Here is a 17588-nt window from a genome sequence, read left to right as displayed (position 1 = left end):
AAATCTCAGAATATTTTATCGGATGCATGGCAACAAAAGGCTGCCTGAGTAGTCAGACAGCCTGAAACGGAAGCTCTCCGGCCTCCTAAATGTTTCCTTCGTTGGGATAATACTGCCTGTAGATCTCTCTGGCAGCTCTTGTGATGATTCCAAGCTCAGCTTCCATTCCAAGATTAGCCGGAAGCTCCACAGCTGTTTCCCTGATGTCTCTCTGGACCTTGGCCTTCGCACTGTCCTCCTTGATGTGGATCAGGCCGAAAATCGTTGTGTTATAGGATTTATCTGTCTGACAGAGATCCATGTAGACCAGAACCAGATGACAGCATTCCCGGTAAAGAAGCTCCTCATAAAGGCCGCCCCTTTCCTGGAGCTCCTGAAATTTCAGCTTCTTAAGATACTTGCCTATCTCTTTCTTCGCACTTCTTGTACCAAAGAATCTGGAAGCGGAATTCCGGTTAAACTCCATGGTCATCCAGAGACCGAGATAACCGTCTGCCCTGGTATCACCAGTCTCAGCTTTATCGCTGTAACGGATCTCCCAGAGTTCCTTGCGGATCCTGTTTTCTTCCGGTTCTTCTCCTGCTGCAATGGACTGCTCCAGAAGCTTCAGGCGCTCCATGGGATCTTTCTCTCTATAGTATTTCGCAATTGTTGGTGTATCCATTCATTCTTCCTCCTGATATCTGAATATTATATCAGACAACCTGCCAAAAATACACCCCTATCTGTGATTTCGAAGCTTTTTCCCAGGGCTTTTCACTTTTTTCCGCGGTTATCACATAGATATACATTGCGGATATACCACAGGGTCTTATCCTCTCCGTATTTATCCAGGATCCGGAGAAGTCCCTCCAGCTCTTTCTTTGTCTGTGGGTGGATAAACCACAGCTTCTCCTTGCTTTTCAGAAAATACTGCAATGGTTCATGATAGGTATATTCCTCTCCCAGATAGTTTCTGGATGCACTGATCCGGTCCATGACCATTTCCGCCACATATTTTCTGGGCATTCTGGCTCCCATGATCACATGCTCACCGTCAAGGGAATAGTCTACCCAATGTTCAAAATGGTGTCTGTTTCTTCCCTTATGGTGCAGCCAGGACATGGATACGCCGGTTGCCTCACGTTCTGCGTTGTTGGGACTTCTTGTCCCCTGATAATATTTACAGCCTACCAGAAATTCCGTCGGGGAATATTTGGACAGGTCATGAAGCAACCCCTGCTTATATAACCCGATACGAAAACAATATTTCATCACCAGAAGCTTATGCCTCGTGATGGTCCTGAAGTGCAGCCACGGGTGCCATGATCGCATCTTTCTCCGCCTCCTGTCTGCCCAGCAATACCACAATGGCGCGGGGGCCTATTTCGATTGATTTTTTATATTCTTCTTCCTCCTCCAGACAGAATCCTGTTCCGTGAAGAGAGGTATCTGCGATTTTTTTCCAGCACATGCCTTCCGGGAGATTGGGCAGAGCAAGGCTCCGGTTTTCCCAGTGGAAATTATAGCCGATGTAAATAAAATCATCCTCTGCAGCCTCCAGATCCTCTTTTTCCCTTGCATAGGCTCCGTAGTACATCATACCAAGAAGCCTGCTGGTATTCTCATAGCTCAGATACCAGGCACGTTCCCCGTGAAGAGACACATCCGGGAACCCCTTGGTCAGATAATCTACCCCTTTCAGTTCCACCGGCATATGAAGAACGGGATGGGCCTTACGAAAAGCAATGGCATCCTTTACAAATTTCCTCAGTCCCTGGTTTCTGGAAAGGCCCTTCCAGTCTGTCCAGCCGGTAGCATTATCCTGACAGTAGGCATTATTGTTTCCGCTCTGGGAATTGCCGAATTCATCACCGTGATAGATCATGGGAACACCCTGACTCAGCAGCATCATCAGAAAGGCATTTTTGATCTGGCGTTCCCTCATCTGACGGACGGAAACCTTACGGGTAGGGCCTTCCACACCACAGTTCCAGGAATAATTATAGCTGCTTCCGTCCTGATTGCCCTCGCCATTGGCCTCGTTATGTTTATAATTGTAGCTCACCAGGTCATTCATGGTAAATCCGTCCTGGCAGACCATGTAATTGATCACTCCATGATTCTCGCTGTTATGACGGATATGCCATGCTGCAGCCTCCACCATACCTTCATCGCTTTTCAGGAAACGGCGCATATCCTGGAGAAAATTCATATTGCTCTCCGCTCCGCAGCGTCTGACCGGAAGCTTTCCTCTGTAAAAATGATCAAAATCAAAGCCCTGGAAGATCAGTTTTGCTCCGGAAAGGATCCCATCCCGAAGAAGCATCTCCCGGTTAAAGCCCTCTCCCAGCACATGAAATCCATCTACATGGTAAAAATCTCTCCAGAACTGCAAAGCTCGAAGAGCCATCAGGCTGTCTGTTTCCTCTGGAAAATAGAATTCCATGATACAGGCAATGCCGTTCTTGTGCAGCTCCCGGATCATATACCGAAATTCCTGCTCCGGTTCTCTGGTGCTGCAGTAAGCACTCTTCGGGCTGAAATAGAAGCCGGATGCATAGCCCCAGTAATTCACTACATTTTCCTTTCGACGGGTCTTGATGTGTTCACTGCCTTCCTTCGGTTTATTGATCGGAACCTCACAGAATTCATAGGCAGGCATCAGTTCAATGGCATTGATCCCAAGTTCTTTCCAGTAAGGGATCATCTCTGTCAGGCCAAGAAAAGTCCCCTTATGGGAAACCATCTTTCTGGCAAGCTTCGTATAACCACGGACATGAAGCTTGTACAGGATCATATTTTCATATTCTACTGCCGGTGCAGTTTCATTTTCCCAGCCGGAAACATTCTCATTAAGGAAGCGACAGCGGACCTCCTTTTCCGGATCGTAAGGTACTCCGAAATGCTCTCTCCCGTGAAGTCCGTATGCATACGGATCCTGCACGATCTCACCGTCTATTTTATAATTATATTCAAACTCCTTCAGAGAAGCACTGCACAGCTTCAGTGCCCACACACGTCCTGTATGGAAATCCTTTGGAAAAACGATCTCCACCGGTGCGGCAGCTCCTCTTTTTTTATATAAAAGCAGGGACACTTCGGAATCCTCCGATGCCTCCACTGCAAAATTATAACCGCCCTCCATTTTGTTGGCGCCAAGTATCAGCGGCTGACCTTTTTCCACTCGACCTAATCTGCGGCTTGCCAAGGCAACTCCTCCTTTTCTCTTTTTATTATTCAAATCCATAGAAATCCTTTTCGCCGGATCCGTCACAGATCAATATCCAGCTCAACCGGGCAATGATCGGATCCCATGATCTCTCCGTGGATCTTCGCATCCTGAAGCTTTTCTTTCAGGGAAGGGGAAACAAGGAAATAGTCGATACGCCAGCCGGCGTTCTTCTCTCGTGCACGGAAACGGTAGGACCACCAGGAGTAAACGCCCTCTTTATCCGGATAAAAATAGCGGAATGTATCAATAAAGCCACTCTCAAGGGCTCTGGTAAAGCAGGCTCTCTCTTCATCAGTAAAGCCTGCATTTTTGCGGTTGGTCTTCGGGTTCTTGAGATCGATCTCCTGATGTGCCACATTAAGGTCGCCACAGCAGATCACCGGTTTCTTCTCCTGCAGTTTCAGGAGATAAGCCAGGAAATCCTCTTCCCATTTCATACGATATTCCAGACGGCGGAGCTCACTCTGGGAGTTGGGAGTATATACAGTCACAAAATAATACTCATCGAATTCCAGCGTGATGACACGTCCTTCTTTATCATGCTCCTCTATCCCGATCCCGTAAGCCGCAGACAATGGCTCCCTCTTCGTAAAAATGGCTGTACCTGAATAGCCTCTGCGGTTTGCGTAGTTCCAGTACTGATGATATCCGGGAAGTTCCAGCTTTACCTGTCCCTGCTGGCATTTCGTCTCCTGCAGACAGAAAATATCCGCATCCAGCTCATGAAAGCGTTCCTCAAAGCCCTTGGTGATACAGGCCCGGATCCCATTTACATTCCAGGAAATAAATTTCATATTTTTATATTTTCTCCTCATTTTTTCGTCATATTTTTATTATATCTCACATTGTCGGATTAAGCAAAAAATATTTTGAAAGTTTTCTCAGGCTCTCAAATATTTTGTTGCTGTTCTACGTCATATCTGTTAAAATGTTCTCTATATCATGCAGAGCTGCCCCCTTATTTACAGGCAGCAGCAGAACGGAGGATTTTTTTATGAGTGATGAATTTAACAAAAGCGGATGTGCACCAAGCGACTGCGCTTCCTGTACAGCCAACTGCGAAAGCAAGGTAGATGAGGCACATCATACCATTACCCTGACTATGGATGACGATACTGAGGTAGAATGTGCCATCCTTACTATTTTCCCTGTAGAGAACAAAGAATATATCGCACTTCTCCCACTGGATGAGAACGGCCAGAATGAGACCGGTGAGGTTTATCTCTACAGCTTCTCCCGCACAGCAGACGGCGATCCGATGCTGGCAAACATTGAAGATGATGAAGAGTACGACGCTGCCGCAAATGCCTTTAACGCAGTCGTGGAAAAAGCACGTGCAGACGAGGAGGCAGACGCACCTCTCAGCTAAACCGTGCATTTATCGGAAAGCAGTAACTACACAAAACAAGCCCGGAAAATCGGATGTATGTGGTCTTCACACCTCCGCCTTCCGGGCTTTTGTTTTATTTTGTGGTACTTCCGAAGCCACCGTTTCTTACTGCATCTGCATCGTCATCCACAGTGATTCCGTATTCCACAAAGATCCCCTGCATAAAACCGGTTCCTGCCGGGATCTGGATCGTTTTATCTTCTCTTGTATCGTTAGTCAGCTTGGCAAAGATATGACCTTCGTTGTCGGAAAAGAAATAATCGCTGTCAATGATTCCCACTGTGTTATTCAACTGCAGCCGGAATTTAAATCCCAGTCCGCTTCTCGGATAACATTTCAGAACCCAGCCCTCTTCCATCTCTACACGGATACCAGTCGGTATCTTTACGATCTCACCTGGCTTCATGGTCACATCCACAGGTGCATAAAAATCATATCCTGCACTTCCGGTCGTAGCTCTCTTCGGAAGCTTCAGACTGTCGTAGATATTCCGGATCTCCTCTTCTGAATACTGTTCAAAGGTATCCTTCCAGTCCTTTGCAAACTGTTCAAAACTTACCTTGTGAAATTTCGCAATTCTTTTCATTTTTCGTTCCACTCCCAATAGGTAATTTCAAAAAACCTCTGATCACTCCGTGTACAGAACCACACGGTTCTCACGAAGTGACGCCTGTACATCGATCACCCTCTGATTTGAGGAGCCTTTCCATTTCAGACGAACCTCTTTCTTGTCCACCTGAAATTCCCCGTCCACGCATACATCCAGATAATGGATGATCTCGTACTGCTGGATTTCTTCCCAGAGAGAACCCGTATACAGCCAGATCGTCTTATCCGGATACTTCTCTCTGATCTCTCTTGCAAGAGCTGTTACCTCAGCGATATTGGAAGGATGCAGAGGATCGCCTCCTGAAAAGGTGATCCCGCTGATATAATCCTTGTCCAGCTCTGCAAATATCTCAGCTCGCTCGCTGTCCGTAAAGGGCAGACCTCCATTCGGATCCCAGGTAATGGGATTCTGGCACTCCCGGCAGCCGTGTGAACAGCCAGCTACCCAGAGCACTACACGAAGTCCGTCTCCGTTTAACATATCGTCCTTGGTAATATTGTGGTATCTCATCATTTATGCTTCTTCCGGTACATCCTTCATGCTGAAGCTGATTCTTCCCATCTTGTCCTTGCCAAGGCAGATAACCTTAACTTTGTCGCCAAGTGTGAGAACATCCTCAACACGGTTGATCCTCTGTTTGGAGATCTTGGAAATGTGTACCATTCCCTCCTTGCCCGGTGCAAACTCAAGGAATGCGCCAAACTCTTTGATGCTGACTACGCGTCCTGTAAAGATCTGTCCTGCCTCAAACTCGGTAGTGATGATCTCGATCATACGTTTTGCTTCATCCATACCCTTCTGGTCTGTTCCGCAAATAGAAACTGCGCCGTCGTCTGTGATGTCGATCTTCACACCTGTACGCTCGATGATCGTGTTGATAGTCTTTCCTCTCTGTCCGACTACATCACCGATCTTCTGCGGGTCGATCTGGATCTGGATGATCTTCGGAGCAAACTCCCCAACAGTTGTACGAGGCTTGTCGATACATTTCTCCATAACTTCTGTCAGGATATATTCTCTTGCCTCTTTTGTTCTGCGGATCGCTTCCTCAACGATCGGTCTTGTAAGACCATGGATCTTAATATCCATCTGGATCGCTGTGATTCCGTCATGTGTTCCGGCTACCTTGAAGTCCATATCTCCGAAGAAGTCCTCAAGGCCCTGGATATCTGTAAGAACGATGTAATCATCGTCTGTTTCACCTGTAACAAGTCCGCAGGAAATACCTGCAACCGGTTTTCTGATCGGTACACCGGCAGCCATCAGTGACATGGTAGATGCACAGATACTTGCCTGGGATGTGGAGCCGTTGGACTCAAATGTCTCAGATACGGTACGGATTGCATATGGGAATTCTTCCTCTGTAGGAAGTACCGGTACCAGTGCTCTCTCAGCAAGTGCTCCGTGACCGATCTCACGACGTCCCGGTCCTCTGGAAGGCTTGGTCTCACCTACAGAGTAGGACGGGAAGTTGTAGTGGTGCATATATCTCTTGGATGTCTCAAACTCATCCAGTCCGTCAAGACGCTGTGCCTCTGTAAGAGGAGCAAGTGTAGTAACGGTACAGATCTGAGTCTGTCCTCTTGTGAACATGGCAGAACCATGAACTCTCGGGATGATATCTGTCTCTGCAGCCAGCGGACGGATCTGTCTGATCTCACGTCCATCCGGACGTTTATGATCTTTGAGGATCATCTTGCGGACAGTCTTCTTCTGGTACTGATATACAGCCTCACCGAGAACGGCAAGCCATTCCTCATTGTCTGCAAAAGCTTCTTTCAGCTTATCAGTGATCTCGCTGATGTTATTCTCACGTGTCTGCTTGTCATCAGAGAATACGGCAACCTCCATCTCTTCCGGAGGAACGATCTTCTTGATCTCATCAAAAAGCTCCTGAGGTACTGCACAGGACTCGTAGGAATGTTTCTCTTTTCCGCACTCTGCTACGATCTGGTCAATGAATTTGATGATCTCCTGGTTCACTTCATGAGCCTTGTAGATAGCCTCGATCATCTTATCTTCCGGGATCTCATTAGCTCCGGCCTCAATCATGATAACCTTCTCTCTTGTAGAAGCAACCGTAAGCTGAAGATCAGAAACTGCCTTCTGTGCAAGTGTCGGGTTGATGATAAACTCGCCGTCGATCATACCAACCTGTGTGGTTGCGCATGGACCGTCAAATGGGATATCAGAAATACAGGTTGCAATGGAAGAACCAAGCATAGCCGGGATCTCCGGATTGCATTCCGGATCAACAGACATAACCATATCTACCAGAGTTACGTCATTTCTGTAATCCTTTGGAAACAGCGGACGCATCGGACGGTCGATAACACGGGATGTAAGGATTGCATGCTCGCTTGCCTTACCCTCTCTCTTGTTGAATCCTCCCGGGATCTTTCCTACTGCATACATCTTCTCCTCATACTCAACACTTAACGGGAAGAAATCGATTCCTTCTCTTGGCTCTTTGGATGCGGTAGCAGTAGCAAGGACTGTAGTATCACCATAGTGCATAAGAGCAGCACCATTGGCCTGTTTCGCTACACGTCCGATATCTACAGTCAGTGTTCTTCCTGCAAGTTCCATGGAATAACTTTTGTACATATTCGTTCTCCTTTTCTTATTATATTAATATCTGACAGGAGCCCGAAACAACTGAAAAGACCACTTCCTTTGAAAAAGATCTCGACCGGAAATGGGCTTTTCAGTAGTCTCGGAAATCACTCCTGCGGTAATTCCGTCTGTGTTTATCACACATGTTAAAATGGGGCGGATGGAATCATCCGCCCCTCCCGTAGCAATTATTTTCTTAAACCTAATTTCTCAATCAGTGCACGGTATCTTTCGATGTCTGTTTTCTTAAGATAAGCAAGAAGGCCACGTCTCTGACCTACCATTTTCAGAAGACCTCTTCTGGAATGATGATCTTTGTGGTGTGTTTTAAGATGCTCTGTGAGCTCCTGGATTCTTGCTGTAAGAACTGCAACCTGAACCTCCGGTGAACCTGTGTCACCCTCTGTTCTTGCATACTCTTTCATGATCGCTGTTTTCTTTTCTTTAGAAATCATTATTGTTTCCTCCTTGAAATTTTAATTAAACGCCGGGTATTAAGAAGTGGTCGGAGTCTCCGGCTTCTGAATACTGGCTTTTTTCACCTCGAACAGTATAGCACACGGTTTCTGACCTGTAAACTGTTTTTTCGAAAAGTTTTTCCCGAAAGTTTTTATTTTTCGAGGCTGCGGAAATAAGCCTTTCCCTTTTCTGCATCCTTCAGGAGCTGCTGCTTCAGTGCTTCTATGGACGAAAAGCGCTTCTCCGGTCTGGAATAATGAAAGAATTCCACTCTGCAGGGCTCTCCGTACAGATCCTCTTCACAGTCAAAAAGATAGGTCTCAACACCCAGGAATTTCTCTCCGATGGTTGGTTTATATCCTACGTTTGTGATCCCGCAAAGGGTTCTGTCCTTAAAATGGGACACGGTATCATAAACGCCATTTGGCGGCATCAGCTTTTCTTTTGCAGGAACGATATTGGTAGTGGGAAGAAGGACCTTATGTCCCATTCCTCTTCCATGTTCGATCACACCGTCCACAAAAAAGGGGATTCCCAGCAGATCATTAACCTTTTCCATATTTCCCTTTTTCAGTTCCTCACGGATAAATGTACTGCTGATCTTTCTGCGGCCTTCCATTTCTTTCGGAACAACATCCACAGTAAAGCCAAGCTTCCTTCCCATAGTCTCCAGAAGCTGTGGTGTTCCCTTGCGTTCATACCCGAACCTGAAATCTTCTCCCACTGCAACATGCTCCGCCTGAAGATCTCCCACCAGGATTTCTTTAACAAAGGTTTCCGCTTTCATATGACGGATCCGGTTATCCAGCGGACATTCGATCAGCACATCCACGCCTGCTTTCTCAAGAAGCTGACATCGTTCCTCTTTTGTAAAGATCATCTGACTGCCGATGCCAAGAGAAAAAAGGACTGTCTGCAGACCTTTTTCTTTCTGTTCCAGGATCTTCTCCACCAGTTTCTGGTGTCCACGGTGTATGCCGTCAAATTTTCCAAGTGTCACCGCACTCTTTGAAAGGCGCGGAAATTCTCCGTCGATCTTCAAGTATTCCATATCTTCTGCTGCTCCTGCAAGTTTTTATAAAATGTCATACAAAAAACATGCGGATGGGTACGTATTTCTGTTTTCTTTCATCCCAGCCGTATATTCCTGTGAAATTTCCGCTGCTTTTATACATCCGGACTTTTTCTTCCCTGCTGCCTCCCTGTACCAGTTCTTCCGGAAGCGGGTTTCCGTTATTGAGAAGTCTGTCTCCCTCCGGTGTACAGGTAAGGACCGGATACACGGAAAGTACATCCTCGATGGAAACAAGCTTTTCCCCGATGGTCCCATCGGCAACCGCTTCCTCCACCTGGGAAAGTGTCATGCTCTCTTCCAGAGTGAAATTTCCGGACCTGGTCCGAAGCAGCTCTTCCATGGCTCCGCCGCAGCCTAATTTTTCTCCGATGTCATTGCAAAGTGTACGGATATAGGTGCCCTTGCTACAGGTAACGCTTATGCGTACCAGCGGAAGCTCCATATCCAGTATCCTTATCTCATAAAAAACCACAGGGCGCGGCTTACGCTCTATGGTTTTTCCTTCTCTGGCCAGTTCGTAAAGCTTCTTTCCATTTACCTTCAGGGCCGAATACATAGGAGGGACCTGCTGCTGTTCTCCCACAAAGGATCCCACTGCCTCACGGACTTCCTCTTCCGTGACGGTCACAGGTTTCTCAGAAAGAACAGCTCCGGTCATGTCCTGGGTATCTGTGGAAACTCCCAGCCTTAAAACCGCCTCATATGTTTTTCTTTTTCTGTAAGAAGCTCCACCAGCCGGGTCCCCTTGCCCAGTGCAACAGGAAGTACTCCCTCTGCTGCCGGATCCAGAGTCCCGGTATGGCCGATCTTTTTCATGTGGAGAATCCCACGCAGCTTTGCAACAACATCATGAGAGGTATAACCTTTTTCCTTTCGGATCACAAGTATTCCGTCCATGATCTTATCTTTACTCCTCTGCAAGCTGTTTTTCAATTTCAGCGGTAAGGTTGTTGATCACATCGTACATGGAGCCCTGCATATCACAGCCGGCTGCACGCACATGTCCGCCGCCTCCGAAAAATACGGCAATCTTGCTTACATCCACCTTACCATTGGAACGGAGAGATACCTTAAAGAACTGCGTCTGCATCTCATAGATAAAGATCGCAACCTCCACACCAGCAGTCAGACGGAGCTGGCTCACGATTCCCTCCAGATCCTTTCCTTCCACACTGTAGAAATCCATCTCCCGTTTTTTCAGATATCCGACCACACACTTACCGCCCTGAAGGAGAATACTCTCTGCCAGGACACGTCCCATGACCTGATTCTGAAGATATGTTTTCTGGTAAAAGGACTCATCGATGATCCTGCTGAAATCAAATCCTGTTTTCATCAGTTCTCCGGCAATCCTCATGGTTTCCGGTGTTGTGGAAGAATACTGGAACACGCCGGTATCATGTGCCATTCCTGTATAAATAGGAACCGCAATGGAACGATCGATCTTGTCTGAATCCAGAAGTCCGTAAAGAACTTCGCTGGCAGAGCTGATCTCGCCTCTTACATGATTGACATCCGCAAATCCGTTATTGCTCACATGATGATCAATGCAGGCTGTCTTTTTTGCTGCATCGAAATATTTCCGAGCAACAGCAAGCCTGTCCAGTGCGCTGACATCACAGGTGATAAAAGATCATACACCTTATCTTCTTCTGCTTCTGTCTTAACCTCATCCATTCTGTCAATGTAATCAAATACAGGTTTCCGGTCTTCCAGATAAACATCTGCTTCTATATCAGGAAAATATTTCCGGATATAGAGATACAGAGCCATACAGGAACCAATGCAGTCCCCATCCGGACGGATGTGACCGCCAATGCCAACGGTTTTTACATTTTCCAGTATTTCTGAAATGTTTTTCATTTTTTCCACCTATTCCTCTGTTTCCATCCCACTCATTACGTCATTGATCTTCTTTGACATATTTACACCATATTCAATAGACTCATCCAGAACAAAACGGATCTCCGGTGTATTGCGGAGATTCAGTCTTCTGGCCAGTTCTCTCCGAACATAGCCCTCTGCATTCTTTAAGCCCCGGAGGGTGGAATCCTTGGCCTGTTTCTCGCCCAGCACACTGATGTAAGCTTTGCAGGTCTTAAGATCCGGTGCCACCTCAACAGCTGTCACAGAAGTCATCGGATGAATTCTGGGGTCCTTGATCTCGCTGTGTATGATGGTGCTGAGTTCTTTTTGAACTGCACCATTCACACGTGTATTTTTAATGCTGTTTTTTCTCATTACGAATCACTCCTATCTTGGTACCTCTACCATGATATATGCTTCGACTTTATCTTCTTCTTTGACATCATTAAAGTCATTAAATACAAGACCGCACTCATATCCGGCACGAACTTCCTTGACATCATCCTTAAATCTCTTCAGGGATGCAAGCTCACCCTCGAAGATCTGGTCCTCACCTCGTGTGATACGAACCTTACAGTTACGCTGGAATGTACCATCCAGCACATAGCTTCCTGCGATGGTTCCGACACCGGATGCCTTGAACAGCTGACGAACTTCTGCGTGACCGATAACCTTCTCCTCGAATACAGGATCCAGCATACCCTTCATAGCTGCCTCTACATCCTCGATCGCCTGATAAATGACTTTATAAAGTCGAAGGTCAACGCCCTCCTGCTCAGCAAGCTGTTTTGCTGTAGTATCCGGACGTACGTTAAAGCCGATGATAATCGCATTGGATGTTGCAGCAAGGCTGACATCAGACTCATTGATGGCACCTACACCACCATGGATCACCTTAACGATAACTTCCTCGTTGGAAAGCTTGGTAAGGCTCTGTTTAACAGCCTCAACAGATCCCTGTACATCGGCCTTGACGATGATCGGAAGCTCCTTAAGATCGCTGGCCTGGATCTGGTCAAACAGGTTATCCAGAGAAAGCTTGCCTTTGGTCTCCTCGAGAAGACGGCTCTTGTTCTCTGTAACGAATGCGCCTGCAAAGTTCTTGGCTTCTTTATCGCTCTCAAAGGACATCAGGATCTCACCTGCATTAGGAACATCACCAAGTCCGAGAATCTCAACCGGAGTAGACGGACCTGCCTCTTTTACACGACGTCCCTTATCATCCATCATTGCACGTACCTTACCATTGCATGCACCTGCGGCAATAAAGTCTCCCACATGAAGAGTACCCTTCTGAACAAGGATGGTAGCAACCGGTCCTTTACCTTTATCAAGCTGAGCCTCAATAACAAGACCTCTTGCCTCACGGTTCGGATTGGCTTTGAGCTCGGAAACCTCAGCAGTAAGAAGAATCATCTCAAGAAGATTCTCAATTCCTTCTCCTGTATGTGCGGATACCGGAACAAAGATGGTGCTTCCGCCCCAGTCCTCAGGAATCAGTTCATACTCGGAAAGCTCCTGTTTTACACGCTCTACATTTGCACTTGGTTTATCGATCTTATTGATGGCAACGATGATCTCAACACCGGCTGCCTTTGCATGGCTGATCGCCTCTACTGTCTGCGGCATTACACCATCGTCTGCGGCAACGACCAGAACTGCGATATCTGTAGCGTTGGCACCACGCATACGCATAGCTGTGAACGCCTCATGTCCCGGTGTATCCAGGAATGTGATCTTCTGACCTTTGATATTTACCACGTAAGCACCGATGTGCTGTGTGATTCCGCCGGCCTCGCCTCTGGTTACGTTTGTATTACGGATGGCATCCAGAAGAGATGTTTTACCATGGTCAACGTGACCCATAACACAGACTACCGGAGGTCTCGGAACCATATCATCCTCATCCTCTTCGTCCTCTTTGAGGAGCTCTGCGATCACATCCACCTTTTCTTCCTTCTCAGCAATGATATCAAAGCCAAGTGCGATCTCTTCTGCCTTTTCAAAGTCGATCTCCTGGTTTACGGTTACCATGACACCTTCCATGAAAAGCTTCTTAACGATCACTGACGGCTGCATCTTCATCGCGTCCGCAAGCTCACGGATAGTAAGCTTCTCCGGAATGGTGATCTCCTTGATCTCCGGTTTCTTCTCTTCCTGCTTCGGCTGTGGATTCGGTTTCTGAAGTGCTTTCGGGATTCTGGAATTCGGTCTGCGTCCGCCCTGATTTGGTCTGCGTCCGCCCTGGGTACCTTTCTCGAATTCTTTCTTCTTGTTCTTATTCTCTCTGTCACGCTCACGCTTGCTGTCCTTGGATGTCTTGGTCAGCTCCGGAGTGAATACAGCATCTGAAGAGCCACCGCTTCTTCTCTGTCCCGGACGCTGTCCGCCGCCCTGGCCACCACGGTTTGCTCCGCTGAAACGGTTGTCTCCGCCTCTTCCGCCTTCGGAACGTCCGCCCTGGCCACCCTGGCCACGGTTTGCTCCACCGCCAAAACGGTTTCCTCCGTCTCTTCTTCCTTCAAAGCTTCCGCCCTGACCTCCCTGGCCACGGTTTGCTCCACCGCCGAAACGGCTTCCGCCTCTTCCGTCATTCTGACGTGGGCCTCTGTTTCCCTCGCCCTGTCTTGCCGGACGTCCCTCACCATTCTGGGAACGGTTTCCGCCAAAACGATTTCCGCCGTCTCTTCTTCCCTCGAAGGTTCTTCCGTCACGATTTCCGTCTCTTCTTCCTTCCGGACGGTTGCCCTGCGGTCTTCCGCCCTGAGTACGATTCTGGCCACTCTGACCGTTTCTCTGCTCACCGGACTCACCGTTTCTTGTGTTTGCTCCTGCGCTTCTCTGACCGCCGTTCTGTGGACGTGCCGGTCCCTTTCTCTCGCCTGCTGCCGGTTTTCTTCTTCCTTTACCGCCATCGCTGGCATTCTGTGCATGAAATACACGGATGATATTTTTTTTCTTTTTCGGTGCTTCAGATTTGTTACCCTCTGTATTCACCGTTGTTGTCTTTTCTTCTGTTTTTGGAGTATCCAATTGTCTATATTGCTCCTTTCCCGATCTGTTGAATTTATCTTTTATCATTTCTATCGTCAAACCTCCTTACAGACGCCTGTATCATGCAGGTTATCTGCCGGATTCTTTTTCCAGCGCCTTCATGATCGCCTTTGCAAAATTTTCGTCCTGCACGGCAAGGCTGGCACGGAATTCTTTGCCCATTGCTCTGCCCAGGCTCTCTTTGTCTGAAAGGAAATATAACGGAACTTCATAATAGGTACACATATTCCGAAATTTCTTTTTTGTGTTTTCGGAAGCATCATCTGCCACCAGTGCCAGGAAACCTTTTCCTGTTTTTACGGATTTCTCTGTGGAAAATTCTCCGCTCACTGTTTTTCCTGCTTTTGTCGCAAGTCCGATGAGTGATAAAACCTTATTGTTTTTCAATTGATCCAAACTCCTTTTTGAGGTTCTGATACACTTCATCCGGAACTGCCATTTTCAAGGAACGCTCCAGGCCATGGTTTTTGATAGCCTTTTCCAGGCATTCCTCTGAGAAACAAAGGTATGCGCCGCGTCCGTTTTTCTTACCTGTAGCGTCCAGGATGATCTCATTCTCTGATGTCCTGAGAACTCGTATCATTTCCTTTTTGCTTTTCATTTCCCTGCAGCCGGTACACTGACGCATGGGAATCTTGGTTCTCGTTTTCATTATTCTTCGGCATCTCCATCTGCTGTTTCTTCAGCTTCTGTTTCTGTCTCTTCTGTATCTTCCTCTACTTCTTCAAGCTCTTCGGAAACAGCCTCTTCTGTCATTTCTTCCTCTGCTTCCTCGTGTTCCTCATCGTAATCATCGTAGAAGTCACCGGACTCTCTTGCCTGTGTCTCGCTCTTGATGTCGATCTTGAAGCCTGTAAGTCTTGCAGCAAGACGTGCGTTCTGTCCTTCCTTACCGATAGCAAGGGAAAGCTGGTAATCCGGAACTACGACCAGTGCGGTCTTCTCATCCGGGTCAGCCATAACTGCGATAACCTTTGCAGGGCTTAATGCATTCTCAATAAGGATCGCCGGGTTCTCATCCCAGTTGATGATATCGATCTTCTCACCGTGAAGCTCGTTAACAACTGCCCCTACACGTGCACCGTTCATACCAACGCATGCTCCCACAGCATCTACATCCGGATCGTTGCTCCATACAGCGATCTTGGTACGGGAGCCTGCCTCACGGGCAATGCTCTTGATCTCAACGGTACCGTCTCTTACCTCTGCAACCTCGGACTCGAAAAGTCTCTTTACAAGACCGGGATGTGTTCTGGAAACCAGGATACGCGGTCCCTTCGGGGTATCCTTAACTTCAAGAATGTAAACTTTTACTCGCTCAGTTGGCTGGAAGGTCTCACCCTTTACCTGTTCGTTCTCTGTAAGTACTGCGTCTGCCTTACCAAGGTTGATGCTGACATTTTTGCCCATTACTCTCTGAACAATACCGGTTACCACTTCTTTTTCGATTCCATAGTACTGATCGTAAAGAACTTTACGCTCTTCCTCACGGATTTTCTGAAGAATGACATTCTTTGCATTCTGGGTTGCGATACGTCCGAATTCCTTGGACTGGATCTCAACCTTCATAACATCACCGATCTCTGCGTTCGTGTTTGTTTTCTGTGCATCCACCAGAGAAATCTCCAGCGCCGGATCCTCCACATGCTCTACAACAGTTCTGTCAGCGTAAACACTGAAGTCACAGGTCTCCGGATCGATCATAACGTGAACGTTATCTGCCTTTCCGAAATGGTTCTTACATGCCTGGATCAGTGACTGCTCAATTGCCTCCAGCAGTGTATCCTTACTGATGTTTTTCTCTTTTTCGAGAACGTCCAGCGCATCTCTTAAATCTCTGCTCATTTTTCTTTTTTCCTCCTGAATTTTACAGATTCGATTCTCTTTTAGAATTCGATCGCGAGACGAATCAGGGCAATATCTTTTTTATCAAAGGTACGTTCTGTGCCGTCTTCATCGATTGTCACACTGTTACTATCATATGCATTTAAAATACCGCAGAATTCTTTCTGTTTCTCGATGGGCCGGTAGGTACGGATCTCCACCAGCTTGCCAAGGCTTCTCTTAAAGTCTTTTCTTTTTTAAGAGGCCGGTCAAGTCCCGGAGAACTGATCTCCATAATGTAGCTGTCCTCGATGAAATCCTGCTCATCCAGTATATCGCTGAATGCACGGCTTACGTCCTCGCAGTCATTGACTGTGATTCCGCCCGGCTTGTCGATATAGCCTCTGAGATACCAGGTTCCGGCTTCCTTGACATACTCCACGTCTACCAGCTCAAAGCCCCTGGACTCCACGATTGGTGTAAGGATCGCCTCTGTCTTCTGTTCATATTCTTCCCGTCTGCTCATGCTTCCCACCTGCCTTTCCTATTTCTGCCTATTTCTGAACAAATTCCTTCTCAGCAAATAGGAGCGGGCTCTCGCCCACTCCTATGCCAACAAGTTCTTAGTTTCGTTCATTGTAACACCAATGTCTGTTAAATGCAAGTATTAATTGCGATTTCCGGTTTTTGTCCCCGCATAGGGAATGTCCCATGTACCACACCGTTTGATTTCCTCTTTGTTATTTCAATTCACGTTCCCACGTGGGGAACGACCCTTTCAATCTCCACGAATCTCTTTGCGTTGATATTTCAATCCACGTTCCCTCGTGGGGAACGACATCATCAACCAGGCTATCACTATCTTCTACACTCATTTCAATCCACGTTCCTGTGTGGGGAACGACGGCATATTACCAGAATGCAGCTAACTACTTTGCATTTCAATCCACGTTCCCGCGTAGGGAACGACGGCTGGAGCTACAGTGATCGCATATGTGATCGGGATTTCAATCCACATTCCTGCGTAGGGAACGACACGAAATGCGAAAAAAATTAAGGTCATATCCAGATTTCAATCCACGTTCCCTCGTGGGGAACGACGATAGCAAGCATCCCAGACATTGCTTCTTTTCCATTTCAATCCACGTTCCCTCGTGGGGAACGACTTCCGGATCCGCACGAGATCACCGCAAAGACAGAATTTCAATCCACTTTCCCTCGTGGGGAACGACGGTGTTAGCCCTATTACAAATACCATTTACTATGATCTCAATCCACTTTCCCTCGTGGGGAACGACACATGTACCACAACTTTTCTGCTGACCTGTGATAATTTCAATCCACGTTCCCTCGTGGGGAACGACGGTGGCAGTATACTGTAACTCGTGGAGTAAGCGATTTCAATCCACGTTCCCTCGTGGGGAACGACTATACGCTCCCTTCTTTTATAATTCAATTTAATTATTTCAATCCACGTTCC

General features: G+C 47.2%; 19 protein-coding genes and 2 pseudogenes. 1 reads left to right on the top strand and 20 read right to left on the bottom strand.

Features of this window, described 5'->3' with window-relative positions; translation table 11 throughout:
- Positions 1-85 precede the first annotated feature (85 nt).
- From CK1_RS08265 to CK1_RS08250, 4 genes are all read right to left on the bottom strand, one after another.
- Positions 86-664 carry a DUF6553 family protein gene (locus CK1_RS08265; protein ID WP_015525807.1) on the bottom strand — a complete coding sequence of 193 codons (579 nt, stop codon included), beginning with the start codon at positions 662-664 and terminating at the stop codon, positions 86-88.
- Between the two features lie 92 nt (positions 665-756).
- Positions 757-1314, bottom strand: coding sequence for a DUF5662 family protein (locus CK1_RS08260; RefSeq protein ID WP_331476869.1), 558 nt, complete (start codon positions 1312-1314; stop codon positions 757-759).
- Complete coding sequence (locus CK1_RS08255; RefSeq protein ID WP_059085211.1) at positions 1265-3190, bottom strand: Type II secretory pathway, pullulanase PulA and related glycosidase; 1926 nt, start codon at positions 3188-3190, stop codon at positions 1265-1267. The genes CK1_RS08260 and CK1_RS08255 overlap by 50 nt, the downstream gene beginning before the upstream one ends.
- A gap of 62 nt (positions 3191-3252) precedes the next feature.
- Positions 3253-4008: an exodeoxyribonuclease III gene (locus CK1_RS08250; RefSeq protein ID WP_015525806.1), complete on the bottom strand. Its 756-nt coding sequence runs from the start codon at positions 4006-4008 to the stop codon at positions 3253-3255.
- 200 nt (positions 4009-4208) lie between these two features.
- On the opposite strand from CK1_RS08250, the gene CK1_RS08245 reads away from it, so the two are divergent.
- Positions 4209-4583: a DUF1292 domain-containing protein gene (locus CK1_RS08245; protein WP_015525805.1), complete on the top strand. Its 375-nt coding sequence runs from the start codon at positions 4209-4211 to the stop codon at positions 4581-4583.
- Between the two features lie 94 nt (positions 4584-4677).
- On the opposite strand, the gene CK1_RS08240 is transcribed toward CK1_RS08245, so the two are convergent.
- The 16 genes and pseudogenes from CK1_RS08240 to CK1_RS18830 form a co-directional block, all read right to left on the bottom strand.
- Entirely contained in the window at positions 4678-5190 is a 513-nt protein-coding gene (locus CK1_RS08240) for a dCTP deaminase/dUTPase family protein (RefSeq protein ID WP_015525804.1), read from the bottom strand.
- Between the two features lie 42 nt (positions 5191-5232).
- Entirely contained in the window at positions 5233-5727 is a 495-nt protein-coding gene (nrdG, locus tag CK1_RS08235) for an anaerobic ribonucleoside-triphosphate reductase activating protein (protein ID WP_015525803.1), read from the bottom strand.
- The gene (locus tag CK1_RS08230; protein WP_015525802.1) at positions 5728-7821 is read right to left on the bottom strand and encodes a polyribonucleotide nucleotidyltransferase; all 2094 of its coding nucleotides are present in this window, start codon (positions 7819-7821) and stop codon (positions 5728-5730) included.
- Between the two features lie 197 nt (positions 7822-8018).
- Positions 8019-8285, bottom strand: a complete 267-nt coding sequence (gene rpsO, locus CK1_RS08225; protein WP_015525801.1) for a 30S ribosomal protein S15 — start codon at positions 8283-8285, stop codon at positions 8019-8021.
- A 155-nt stretch (positions 8286-8440) separates the two neighbouring features.
- Positions 8441-9340 (bottom strand): bifunctional riboflavin kinase/FAD synthetase, encoded by a 900-nt coding sequence (locus CK1_RS08220; protein ID WP_015525800.1) that lies wholly within the window; start codon positions 9338-9340, stop codon positions 8441-8443.
- Between the two features lie 34 nt (positions 9341-9374).
- Entirely contained in the window at positions 9375-9704 is a 330-nt protein-coding gene (locus tag CK1_RS18180) for a hypothetical protein (protein WP_353611232.1), read from the bottom strand.
- A pseudogene (gene truB / locus CK1_RS18175) lies at positions 9699-10180 on the bottom strand (tRNA pseudouridine(55) synthase TruB); the annotation flags it as partial. The pseudogene truB and the gene CK1_RS18180, both read right to left, overlap by 6 nt.
- 91 nt (positions 10181-10271) lie before the next feature.
- On the bottom strand, positions 10272-10901 hold the full coding sequence (locus CK1_RS08210; RefSeq protein WP_502685099.1) for a DHH family phosphoesterase: 630 nt from the start codon (positions 10899-10901) through the stop codon (positions 10272-10274).
- On the bottom strand, positions 10898-11227 hold the full coding sequence (locus CK1_RS18170; protein ID WP_353611147.1) for a DHH family phosphoesterase: 330 nt from the start codon (positions 11225-11227) through the stop codon (positions 10898-10900). The genes CK1_RS08210 and CK1_RS18170 overlap by 4 nt, the downstream gene beginning before the upstream one ends.
- Positions 11228-11236: 9 nt before the next feature.
- A complete protein-coding gene (gene rbfA, locus CK1_RS08205) occupies positions 11237-11605 on the bottom strand; it encodes a 30S ribosome-binding factor RbfA (RefSeq protein ID WP_015525797.1) in 369 nt (122 codons plus the stop codon).
- A gap of 12 nt (positions 11606-11617) precedes the next feature.
- Entirely contained in the window at positions 11618-14311 is a 2694-nt protein-coding gene (gene infB / locus CK1_RS08200) for a translation initiation factor IF-2 (protein WP_015525796.1), read from the bottom strand.
- 42 nt (positions 14312-14353) lie between these two features.
- Positions 14354-14671, bottom strand: coding sequence for a L7Ae/L30e/S12e/Gadd45 family ribosomal protein (locus tag CK1_RS08195; RefSeq protein WP_021650310.1), 318 nt, complete (start codon positions 14669-14671; stop codon positions 14354-14356).
- Complete coding sequence (rnpM, locus tag CK1_RS08190) at positions 14658-14936, bottom strand: RNase P modulator RnpM (protein ID WP_015525795.1); 279 nt, start codon at positions 14934-14936, stop codon at positions 14658-14660. The genes CK1_RS08195 and rnpM overlap by 14 nt, the downstream gene beginning before the upstream one ends.
- Positions 14936-16129 (bottom strand): transcription termination factor NusA, encoded by a 1194-nt coding sequence (gene nusA, locus CK1_RS08185; protein ID WP_015525794.1) that lies wholly within the window; start codon positions 16127-16129, stop codon positions 14936-14938. The genes rnpM and nusA overlap by 1 nt, the downstream gene beginning before the upstream one ends.
- A 41-nt stretch (positions 16130-16170) precedes the next feature.
- Positions 16171-16634 (bottom strand): annotated as a pseudogene (gene rimP / locus CK1_RS08180) (ribosome maturation factor RimP).
- Between the two features lie 735 nt (positions 16635-17369).
- Positions 17370-17588: hypothetical protein (locus CK1_RS18830; RefSeq protein WP_502685098.1), on the bottom strand; the 219-nt coding region annotated here is incomplete at its 5' end.

It is taken from the genome of Ruminococcus sp. SR1/5 (genome assembly GCF_000209835.1).
Lineage (GTDB): Bacteria > Bacillota > Clostridia > Lachnospirales > Lachnospiraceae > Blautia_A > Blautia_A fusiformis.
The sequence above is the reverse complement of the archived record's forward strand: the minus strand, read 5'-3'. Positions and strand labels throughout refer to the sequence as shown.

Excerpts from the sequence above, each read along its gene's own strand:
- CK1_RS08240 (WP_015525804.1), bottom strand. The coding sequence starts at position 5,190 with ATGAAAAGAATTGCGAAATTTCACAAGGTAAGTTTTGAACAGTTTGCA.
- CK1_RS18180 (WP_353611232.1), bottom strand. The coding sequence starts at position 9,704 with ATGGAAGAGCTGCTTCGGACCAGGTCCGGAAATTTCACTCTGGAAGAG.
- CK1_RS18170 (WP_353611147.1), bottom strand. The coding sequence starts at position 11,227 with ATGAAAAACATTTCAGAAATACTGGAAAATGTAAAAACCGTTGGCATT.
- rbfA (WP_015525797.1), bottom strand. The coding sequence starts at position 11,605 with ATGAGAAAAAACAGCATTAAAAATACACGTGTGAATGGTGCAGTTCAA.
- CK1_RS08260 (WP_331476869.1), bottom strand. The coding sequence starts at position 1,314 with ATGCGATCATGGCACCCGTGGCTGCACTTCAGGACCATCACGAGGCAT.
- nrdG (WP_015525803.1), bottom strand. The coding sequence starts at position 5,727 with ATGATGAGATACCACAATATTACCAAGGACGATATGTTAAACGGAGAC.
- CK1_RS08245 (WP_015525805.1), top strand. The coding sequence starts at position 4,209 with ATGAGTGATGAATTTAACAAAAGCGGATGTGCACCAAGCGACTGCGCT.
- CK1_RS08220 (WP_015525800.1), bottom strand. The coding sequence starts at position 9,340 with ATGGAATACTTGAAGATCGACGGAGAATTTCCGCGCCTTTCAAAGAGT.
- CK1_RS08250 (WP_015525806.1), bottom strand. The coding sequence starts at position 4,008 with ATGAAATTTATTTCCTGGAATGTAAATGGGATCCGGGCCTGTATCACC.
- CK1_RS08230 (WP_015525802.1), bottom strand. The coding sequence starts at position 7,821 with ATGTACAAAAGTTATTCCATGGAACTTGCAGGAAGAACACTGACTGTA.
- CK1_RS08265 (WP_015525807.1), bottom strand. The coding sequence starts at position 664 with ATGGATACACCAACAATTGCGAAATACTATAGAGAGAAAGATCCCATG.
- infB (WP_015525796.1), bottom strand. The coding sequence starts at position 14,311 with ATGATAAAAGATAAATTCAACAGATCGGGAAAGGAGCAATATAGACAA.
- nusA (WP_015525794.1), bottom strand. The coding sequence starts at position 16,129 with ATGAGCAGAGATTTAAGAGATGCGCTGGACGTTCTCGAAAAAGAGAAA.
- rnpM (WP_015525795.1), bottom strand. The coding sequence starts at position 14,936 with ATGAAAACGAGAACCAAGATTCCCATGCGTCAGTGTACCGGCTGCAGG.
- rpsO (WP_015525801.1), bottom strand. The coding sequence starts at position 8,285 with ATGATTTCTAAAGAAAAGAAAACAGCGATCATGAAAGAGTATGCAAGA.